This is a genomic window from Parapedobacter lycopersici, from assembly GCF_040395035.1.
Classification (GTDB): Bacteria; Bacteroidota; Bacteroidia; order Sphingobacteriales; family Sphingobacteriaceae; genus Parapedobacter; species Parapedobacter lycopersici_A.
The window spans coordinates 1-9,730 of sequence record NZ_JBEBRB010000086.1; the positions used below are offsets into that span (position 1 = coordinate 1).

The 9,730-nt window shown below is 54.3% G+C and carries 7 protein-coding genes; 4 read left to right on the forward strand and 3 right to left on the reverse strand.

Annotated features, from left to right (window positions below; translation table 11 throughout):
• A partial coding sequence (locus ABWO75_RS12400; RefSeq protein ID WP_353185992.1) for a sensor histidine kinase occupies positions 1–467 on the forward strand: 467 nt, incomplete at its 5' end.
• A gap of 10 nt (positions 468–477) precedes the next feature.
• Here ABWO75_RS12400 and ABWO75_RS12405 read toward each other — a convergent pair.
• Entirely contained in the window at positions 478–1,344 is an 867-nt protein-coding gene (locus tag ABWO75_RS12405; RefSeq protein ID WP_353185994.1) for a transglutaminase-like domain-containing protein, read from the reverse strand.
• Positions 1,345–1,395: 51 nt separating this feature from the next.
• On the opposite strand from ABWO75_RS12405, the gene ABWO75_RS12410 reads away from it, so the two are divergent.
• Positions 1,396–1,869, forward strand: a complete 474-nt coding sequence (locus ABWO75_RS12410) for a hypothetical protein (RefSeq protein WP_353185996.1) — start codon at positions 1,396–1,398, stop codon at positions 1,867–1,869.
• 39 nt (positions 1,870–1,908) lie between these two features.
• Here ABWO75_RS12410 and ABWO75_RS12415 read toward each other — a convergent pair whose 3' ends face one another.
• On the reverse strand, positions 1,909–3,264 hold the full coding sequence (locus ABWO75_RS12415) for a TrpB-like pyridoxal phosphate-dependent enzyme (protein WP_353185998.1): 1,356 nt from the start codon (positions 3,262–3,264) through the stop codon (positions 1,909–1,911).
• A gap of 562 nt (positions 3,265–3,826) precedes the next feature.
• Here ABWO75_RS12415 and ABWO75_RS12420 point away from each other — a divergent pair.
• On the forward strand, positions 3,827–6,535 hold the full coding sequence (locus tag ABWO75_RS12420; RefSeq protein ID WP_353185999.1) for a zinc-dependent metalloprotease: 2,709 nt from the start codon (positions 3,827–3,829) through the stop codon (positions 6,533–6,535).
• A gap of 29 nt (positions 6,536–6,564) precedes the next feature.
• Here ABWO75_RS12420 and ABWO75_RS12425 read toward each other — a convergent pair whose 3' ends face one another.
• Positions 6,565–7,719, reverse strand: coding sequence for a BamA/TamA family outer membrane protein (locus ABWO75_RS12425; RefSeq protein WP_353186001.1), 1,155 nt, complete (start codon positions 7,717–7,719; stop codon positions 6,565–6,567).
• Positions 7,720–7,890: 171 nt separating this feature from the next.
• Here ABWO75_RS12425 and ABWO75_RS12430 point away from each other — a divergent pair.
• On the forward strand, positions 7,891–9,730 hold a 1,840-nt coding region (locus tag ABWO75_RS12430; RefSeq protein ID WP_353186003.1), incomplete at its 3' end, for a c-type cytochrome.

Genomic DNA, 9,730 nt, shown 5'->3' on the forward strand with positions numbered 1-9,730 from the left:
GGTCGCTCAACCGGATCGACCGGCTGAATACCAGCCGGGTGCAGATTGCCGATGTATTCGAAAATCTTTACCAGCTGATGGAACCCACGCTGATGCAGAAAAATATTGAACTTGATATTATTCTCAAAGATACCAAACTGGAACTTGACCTGGATGTCGACCTGATTGAGCAGGTGCTGATCAACTTGCTGATCAATGCCATTGAAGCGGTGAGCACGACGAAATTTCCGTATATCAGCCTCAGCGCGTCACGGAAGAATGAACGGGCTTATATCAAGGTGCAGGATAATGGTAAGGGTATTCCCCCCGATCTGCTGGAGAACATCTTTATCCCATTCTTTACCACCCGGAAAAACGGCAGCGGTATTGGCCTCACGCTGAGCAAACAGATCATGTTATTGCACAGTGGCAATATCCTGGTCGATAGCAAAGAGGGGGAGGGCAGTGTGTTTACGCTGGTGTTTTAGTTAACGTCCGCTACACTTCGTCGGCTGTCAGCACATCCAACAGCTGGTCAATCTCCGCCTGCTTGCTGGCATTGCTGGCCTGGGCATAGGAAGTGGATAAGTTGCGCAGTACCCGGGTGATGATGTCCAAATTGCTGCAGGGCAGCACAAAATCGTCATTGGGTGTTAAGTTAAGCTGCTTGAGAAAGGCGATTACGTCGTGCCGTCCGAAAATCTGGCCCCGGTTAAAGGCGTTAATGTAAAATAGCACACCGTTCTTATTCTCAACGGGGGTATGGTCTTCCGTGTAGGCCAGAATAAAATGCTTGGGCAGGTTTACCCCGTAAATGGGAATGTCAAGTTTCTGGGCGATAATGCTATAAACACACGACAACAGGATGGGGTTGCCCTTGCGGCTTTCAAGTACCTGGCTGATGTAGGAATTCTGCGGGTCGTGGTAATTACTGGTGTTTCCGGAGAAACCATACACATTATACAGCACATTATTCAGTAGCCGTACTTTTTCCACCGCACTCATGCTGTAAATCATTTCCAGCCATACGTCTCTTTTAATGGCCTCGATCTGGTTGATGATTTTCTGTTCATCCACATCGGGATACTGGTACTTGTTGACAATGGTGAGCCCTTGCAAGAGATCGAATGAGCCGCTCAGCCGCCACAGCTCCAACTCCTCCAGCACATCCTTGAACTGGATCTTGTGGATCAGGTTTTCGATCCGCGTCTGAAGCAGCACATCAAAAGACTGCTCCCACACCGACTCCAGCTGGGAGATGACTTCCGGACCCATGGTGAGCAACCGCTGTTCTACGTGCTCGAAAACTTCCGAGTCCGGATCGTCCAGCAGCCTGATTAACGAATCTAACTCTTTATTATCCATTAAGACAAAGTTACAAAATAAGGATTAGAAAAAATCGACATATTTGTCCGCATGAAAAGCGCCCGGTTTTACCTGGATTACATGCAGCATTTGCTGACCGCCAATACGCGGCATGGCACGCATTCACCTTTTGTATACCGGCTGGTTGATGAAGTGATCTATGCGAGGCGTCAGCCGGGGGAATCCAGCGACCGGGTCGTACGGCTGACCGCGCGGCTGGTCGACCATTTCAGGCCGAGAGCAGTATATGCACCGGGCAGCGGGCCGATACCCGAACCGCTGGATTTCGTTTTGGCTACCGGGCGTGATGCCGGGGAGACTGCCGCCGGGCTTCAGGCGCTTTGGCCTAAATTCCATCCCGGCAGCGTACTGCTGGTTACTGACAGCTACCGGAATGCAAAGGCAAAATTACTTTGGCAATCCATCAAAGCACGCCCGGAAGTGACTGTTACGGTCGATCTCTTCCGGGTGCAGCTGGTTTTTTTCCGCTCCGGCCAGGCACGGGAACATTTCAGGATCCGTTAACCGAAGCGTTGTATGGCCGTTTGCCGGTTCGTTAGCCCGTTAGGGCTGCAGCGCTTCCAGGCTGGCCAGTTCCGCGGTTAATTCGTCATCCGTAAACGTATGATTCCGCAGTTTGCCATCAAAGTAATCCTGGTAGGCTGCCATATCCACAAAGCCATGGCCGCAGAGGTTAAAGAGAATGGTTTTTGATACACCCGCTTCGCGGGCCTTATTGACCTCCCGGATCACCTGCGCGATGCCGTGGTTAGCTTCGGGGGCGGGTACAATACCCTCAGCCTTGGCGAACAGAACGCCGGCTTCGAAGCACTCGAGCTGCTGGATGGCCTGTGCTTCGATCAGTCCGTCTTTCAGCAACTGGCTGCAGAGTACACTGGCACCGTGGTAGCGTAAGCCACCCGCATGAATGGCTGCGGGGGTAAAGGTATGTCCCAGCGTGTACATGGGCAGCAGCGGCGTGTATCCCTGGGTGTCGCCGAAATCATACATAAACTTCCCCTTGGTCAGTTTCGGACAGGAAGCCGGTTCCACGGCGACACAGCGCAGGGGTTTCCCCGCGATCTTGTCTTTCAGGAACGGGAAGGAAATGCCCGCGAAATTGGAACCGCCGCCCAGCGGCGCGATGATGATATCCGGATAATCCCCGGTATATTCCAGCTGCTTTTTGGCTTCCTGCCCGATAATTGTTTGATGGAGCAGGACGTGATTGAGTACCGAGCCCAGCGCGTATTTGGTCTGTCCGTCGCCAACGGCGACCTCGATGGCCTCGGATATGGCCAGGCCCAGACTGCCGGGTGTATTGGGATCGGCGGCGAGGGCATTCCGGCCGGCCTGCGTATTACTGGTCGGGGAGGCATACACCTTTGCGCCGAACGTATTCATCAGGATTTTGCGGTAAGGCTTCTGGTCGAAACTGATCCGTACCATATACACTTCGCAGTCGATACCGAAGTGACTGCAGGCGAAACTCAGTGCTGTGCCCCATTGGCCGGCGCCTGTTTCAGTGATGATGCGTTTTACGCCTTCCTGCTTATTGTAGTACGCCTGGGGAATTGCGGTGTTGGGTTTGTGCGAGCCACTTGGGCTCGTTCCTTCGTATTTAAAGTAGATTTTGCAGTCGGTGCCCAGCGCCTTTTCCAGGTTGGTTGCCCGGACCAGGGGCGTAGGCCGCCAGATGCGGTAGGCTTGCTGTACTTCCTCCGGTATATCGATGTACGGCGCGGTGGCCACTTCCTGTTTGATGAGTTCCATAGGGAATAACGGTGCCAGATCATCCGGGCCTACCGGTTGCTTGGTAGCCGGATGCAGTGGCGGCAGCGGCTTGTTAGGCATATCAGCCACAATATTATACCATTGCGTGGGCATATCACGCTCATTCAGGAGAATCTTCTTTTCCATAAGTTTATAACGAATTAGGTGTACGGGGACTAAGCTAATGAACTTTGGCCGACTTTGCTTCGGGTGTGCGAAAATTGTTTTGCGGCTGGTCCGGTGCGGGCCTGGCAACGTAGGCGGCCGGTTCGGATATGGGTCGGCCCTGCTACGGTGTCCGTGGACGGTGCAGGCGCATTGCCTGCACGGTGTGTCCGGGTTTTTCCGTAAAAACGTGGACTCACCGTGGACTCACCCTGGACTCATCCTGGACTCACTCCGAAGAAGATACAGGCAGTGTCTTATCCTATCCCAGGGTCATCCCGATGAAAGGCCGGCCAAAAATCCGATGTTGTTCATTTTTATTAAATCATCGGTCAAATACCGTATCCAATAAATGATTTTTTTGAAAGAACCGGATGATATTGAAGAAATTACAACAAAAAGGCAAAAATGAAATCATTTTATATCGGCCTCCGCACCGTTGTGCGGCCGGTACGATTTGCCCGAAAAGATCTTTCGTTATATTTGCATTCGCCAACCGGACGGAAACCTGAAAAAGTAAAAAATAGCGAAAGGAATGGTCATTATGAAAATAAAAAAATGGGCAGCGTTGTTGCTTCTAATCAGCCCACTGGTATGCGCGGCTTTTGCAGGCGGGATCGGAGGAACATCCGCCGGCATGGATACGCTGGTTACCGACACGCTGAAACGCAAACCGGACACGGCGGCTGTAGCCGATACCGCGAAAAGGGACACGGCTGATGCGAAAAAGCAAAAAGAAGAAAAGCCCACCGTCGCCGATAAGGTAAAGTCGAGCCGGAAAATCGAAGGGCTGTTTACGTTATACCGCGATACGGCAACATCCAGCCTGCAGCTTTACGTCGCCAAAGACCAGCTGGACAAGAATTTTATTTACCAAAGCTTTTCCATGGGCGGGCCCAACGAACTGTACCTCAATGAAAATATGATCCGGGAAACGTGGCTGTTCAGTATCCGCAGGAACCAGGATAAAATCGAATTCCTGCGGAAAAACACCGCTTTCTATTATGACCCGGCCAATCCGGTGAGCAAGGCCGCCAACGCCGACGTTGCAGAAGCCATCTTTCATTCGGAGAAGATCGCTGCCTCCGACAGCACGGGCTACCTCATCCCAATCGATGGCCTATTCATCAGCAACAAGCTGGATGCCGTGAAGCCGGTGATTCCCCCGGGCACGTCACCGGCAACCGTGTTTAACCTCGGCAGCCTGAGTACCTCGAAGTCGAGTTACGATACGGTGCGTTCATTTCCCGGCAATACGGATATTGTGGTGCGGTTGGCTTACGAGAACCCCGCGCCGCTGAACGGTGGCGGGAAGGACATCACCGATGCACGTTACGTGACCGTCCGGATGCAGCATTCTTTTCTGGCTGTGCCTGAAAACAGCTACCGTCCACGGCGGGATGACCCCCGTGTGGGTTACTTTGGTGCACAGGTCGACGACCTGACATCCATTTCCGCTACGCCGTACCGCGACTTCATCAGCCGCTGGCACCTGGAGAAGAAAAACCCCGGCGCCCGGATCAGCGAACCGGTGGAGCCGATTGTATTCTGGATCGAAAACACCACGCCGCTGGAATACCGCCCGATTATCAAAGAGGCAGGAGAAAAGTGGAACGAGGCGTTTGAAGCTGCCGGTTTCCGCAATGCGATTGTAATGAAGGAGATGCCTGACACAGCAACCTGGGATCCCGCAGATGTTGCCTACAATGTGATCCGCTGGAAATCGTCCGCTAAACCAAGTTACGGTGCCATAGGCCCGAGTTTCTTCAATCCGTTGACCGGACAGATCATGGGGGCAGACATTACGGTGGAGTGGAAGACCGGTGCGGGAACGCCGGTATACGATTACTTGTTTAATGGGGGAGTGCCCGCTGTAGCACCGTCCTGGACGCATCCGGAACAGGCGGCTTCACCGCAGGAACAAGCGACAGCGGATGGGGCGCCAAACCCGGCCTTGCTGTGCCGGATAGGCAATGAGCTGAGCCTGCAATTCCAGACTGGATTGGTGGCCGTGGAAACGTTGGATGCGGAGCTGACCGCGGAACGCCGGGCCGAAACTGTCCGGGAAATGCATAAACAGTTCCTGTATTACCTGATTATGCACGAAATGGGCCATACCCTTGGCCTCAACCACAACATGCGGGCGAGCCAGATGCTCAGCCCGGAACAGCTGCACGATACGAAGTTGACCCATAAACTCGGGTTACAGGGTTCGGTCATGGATTACCCGGCCATCAATGTGAGCCGCGACCGCAGCCGGCAGGGTGATTATTACACGACGAAAGCCGGACCGTATGATATCTGGGCAATTGAATATGGGTATACCCCCTTTTCACCGGAAACAGAAGAAGCGGGGCTTCACCGCATCCTGGCGCGGAGCACCGATCCGAAACTGGCTTTCGGAAATGATGCCGATGATATGCGCAGTCCGGGCAAGGCGATTGACCCACGGGTCAATATCAATGACCTTTCCAATGACATGATGGTTTACGGTGAGGAACGGCTGTTGCTGGTCAATGATATGATGACGCTGCTAAAGGCGCGGTTCAGCCGTCCGGACCAGGGGTATCAGGAGCTGCTGCTGCGGTATGGCCAGCTGAACCGCCAGCGTGCGGATATGGCCAATGCCATCAGCCGGTATATCGGCGGGGTATATGTAGACCGCAGCTTCGTGGGACAGGAGACAGACGCCCGACCCTACACACCGGTACCGCTGGAAACCCAGAAGAAAGCCATGGAATTATTGGGCCGCTATATTTATGCCCCCGATGCGTTCACCGCGGACTATCCGTTGTTCCCTTACCTGCAACCCCAGCGCCGCGGCTTTAATTTTTTCAGCACAACGGAAGATTACAAGCCGCAGAACACGTTCCGTTCGCTGCAAACGACCACCCTTTCCCACATACTGCATCCCAGCACGCTGTCGCGCATCAACAACAGCAGTTTGTATGGCAATGATTATTCGGTGGCTGAGGTGATGCACGACCTGACATCGAACATATTTGATGCGGACCTCCGGGGCGAAGTCAGCCTGGTGCGCCAGAACCTCCAGACAGTTTATGTAAATGCGCTGAAAAGTATCCTGGAAGCTACGGGAGGGTATGACTATGCCAGCAAATCGGCATCGTTCGCTGCACTGATGGAAATACGGACCAAACTGGAAGGTGCCGGAGGTTCCGATCCGCAATCGGCAGCGCACCGGAAGCATTTGGTGTTTCTGATCGACCGGGCGTTATCGGTGCATGGGGGTTGATTGCGGCGCCGTTTTAAGGTCCGCTTTGCTTAAAAGGCCTCGCTCAACGACAAATAGAATCCGCCCTGGCGTTTCTCTCCGGGGCGTTTTTCGCCCACACCATATTCCAGACGGATGCTGCTGTTGTGTTCGAGGTCGAAGAAATAACGGACCCCGCCGCCGTAGGAGGGGATAAAGCGGGCATTCTGAAGTCCGTCCCGATAAGTTGATCCCGTTCCGGCAAACGCCGCTACGCCGATCCGCGGATGGAAGCGGTAGCGGAATTCAGCCTGCCCTGCCAGCAGGCTCCGGTCGCGGTACCGCCCAGTGTAGTAGCCGCGCATCATCATGTCGCCTCCGAGTTCGGGGTATACATAGAAGGGGATGCGGGATCCAATGGTCGTTTTGTAGACGGCATTCAGCCCGAGTGTGAGAGAGCCGGTCAGCGGATAAAACGCCCGAAGATCGGTCTCGAGCAGGCTTCCCTTGAAACTGTCGCCACCCCACAGTCCCGGCGAATAAGCATATTTCAGGTGGGCATAATAACCTTTGGTAGTGTAAGTATTGATGTTACGCGTGTCATACGACTGGGAAATGCCCACGGCAACGTGGGTACCCCCGCTGTGTCCGACAGGCACCTGTGTGCCGTAAATTCCGCCGGGTTCCTTATCGCTGAATCCGTAGTCCTCAAACGCAAAATTCAGTCCCGCATAATAATGGGGCGCCAGCCGGCGTTCGCCTTCCAGCCGGATACGGATAAGCCGCAGGACCAGCACATCCTCGTCGGCATGATTTGTAGCATTTCCGAGCCCATAGTAATTAAACGGGAAATTACGGAAGCGCAGCTCGCTGGTGTAATGGTATTGATTGCCGGTAGTCCAGATATCGGACTCCAGCTTGAGGTTGGTCTGCCGCTCGGTAGTGAACGTGCCGACAAACGTAGCGTTCGAGGTGCGGATCGTGGTATCGGCTTTGTTGAGGTAGAAATTATAAACACCGGCAAGACCGAACTCCAATCCGGTCTCGGGGGCATAACCCAGTGCTGGTACGGCTACGAAACCCGCTGACCGGCTGCTGTCTTTTTCGGATGAAATGAAGCGCTTGATCAACTTGTGTTCCCACAGGCTTTTCTTTTCCTGCGCTGCCGCGGGCAGCAACAGCGTGCAAAACAATATACTGATGAAGAAACGTGGTGCGATACCCATAGTGAATTTTGTGCAGCGAAGATACGGATTCCCGAAGAATCCCCGCTAATGGTATGTTTTTGTGCCGGCTTCGGGACGCTATTTGGAATTATGTCCGAATATTCCTTTCTTTGGATTAGCGCGCTTGCGCAGCCAGTTTAAACATTACACTCCCCCGGAATGGGTAATTTCATGAATAAATACATTAGCAACCTCTTGATGGCCGGTTCGGTATTCGCTGCTTGCTGTGCGTGTAACCGTGGACAAAACCATTTTGACGGGTGGGAAACCGCAGGAGGCAATGCGACGGGAAATAAGTACTCGGCGCTCAATCAGATCGACACAGGCAATGTGCATTTGCTTAAGGTGGCATGGGAATACCATACCGGCGACGCCGATACCGCAGCACATTCCCAGATCCAATGCAACCCCATCGTGGTAGACGGTGTGCTCTACGGTACTTCTCCCCAGCTGAGCCTCTTTGCCATTGATGCGGCAACGGGCACGGAAAAATGGGTGTATACGCCTTTCGGGGTGGACGGCGACCGTCCGGCGGATTTCGGGCTTAATAACAACCGGGGCGTAGCTTACTGGAGCGATGATGCAGGCAACAGCCGTATTTTTTACTGTGCAGGCCCGTTCCTGCATGCGGTTGATGCCAAGACGGGTTTGCCGGTCGAGGCTTTCGGTGTGCATGGCAGGAAAGACCTGCACGATGGACTGGGCGCAGATTTCGCCGATCTTTTCATCACCAACACCTCACCTCCGTCGGTGTATAAAAACCTGGTAATATCCGGCACGCGCGTATCGGAGGCCATGGACGCGGCGCCGGGGCACATCCGGGCTTACGATGCCCGTACGGGTGAAATTGCCTGGACGTTCCGCACCATCCCGCTAGCGGGTGAGCCGGGGTCGGAGACCTGGGACGACCAGGAAATACTGAAATGGACGGGCGGCGGGAACAACTGGATGGGGATGACCATCGACCACGCCCGGGGCATCGTATATGCTCCTACCGGCTCGGCGGCCATGGATTTCTACGGCGGAAAGCGGACGGGCTCCAACCTGTATACCGACTGCCTGCTGGCATTGGACGCGGCAACAGGGGAGCTGCGTTGGTATTTCCAATACATCCACCATAATACGTGGGACTGGGATCCATCGTCGGCACCGGTGTTGCTGACCGTGAATCATAACGGGACGGAGATCGATGCGGTGGCCCAGACAACGAAAACCGGTTTTGTGTTTCTGTTTGACCGAGAAACCGGCAAATCGCTTTTTCCGATCAGCGAAACACCGGTAGATACCGTTACGGAACTGGTAGGGGAAAAGCTGTGGCCTACGCAGCCCATTCCGCAGCAGCCTGCCCCGTTTGTGCGGCAGTCATTCACGGAAAAGGACATCAATCCGCATTTATCGACGGAAGAATATGAAGAAGTGCGGCAACGGCTGCGGTCGTATAAATCGGACGGTATGTTCACGCCGCAGTCCCGTCAGGGAACCGTGATCTTTCCGGGTTTTGATGGCGGCGCAGAGTGGGGAGGTCCGGCCGTGGACCCGACGACAGGGATGCTCTACGTTAACGCCAATGAGATGGCCTGGGTGATGGAAATGTGGGATGTGGATGAGGCGGAACAAAAAGCCGTTACCTACGGGGAAGCCGGCAGGGCCCTGTACCAGCAGCACTGTATGGCGTGCCATGGTGCCGACCGGAAAGGAAGCGGGAATTATCCTTCGCTTGCGGATGTTTCGGAGCGGTATACGCCAAAGACATTCACTGAATTTATCGAAGCTGGCCGGGGGATGATGCCGGCGTTCCGCCACCTGGAAGCGGAGGAGCAGGCCGCCATTGCCACCTATGTGCTTGGCGCCGGGCCGGCGGCCGATAAGCCTTTTGAAAACAGGAAGCCGACACCGATGGAGGTCTTTCGCCGGATTCCGTACAACATATCGGGATATAACCGGTTTTTGAGCACGTCGGGGAAACCGGCAATCGCGCCGCCGTGGGGTACACTGAATGCCATCGATCTCC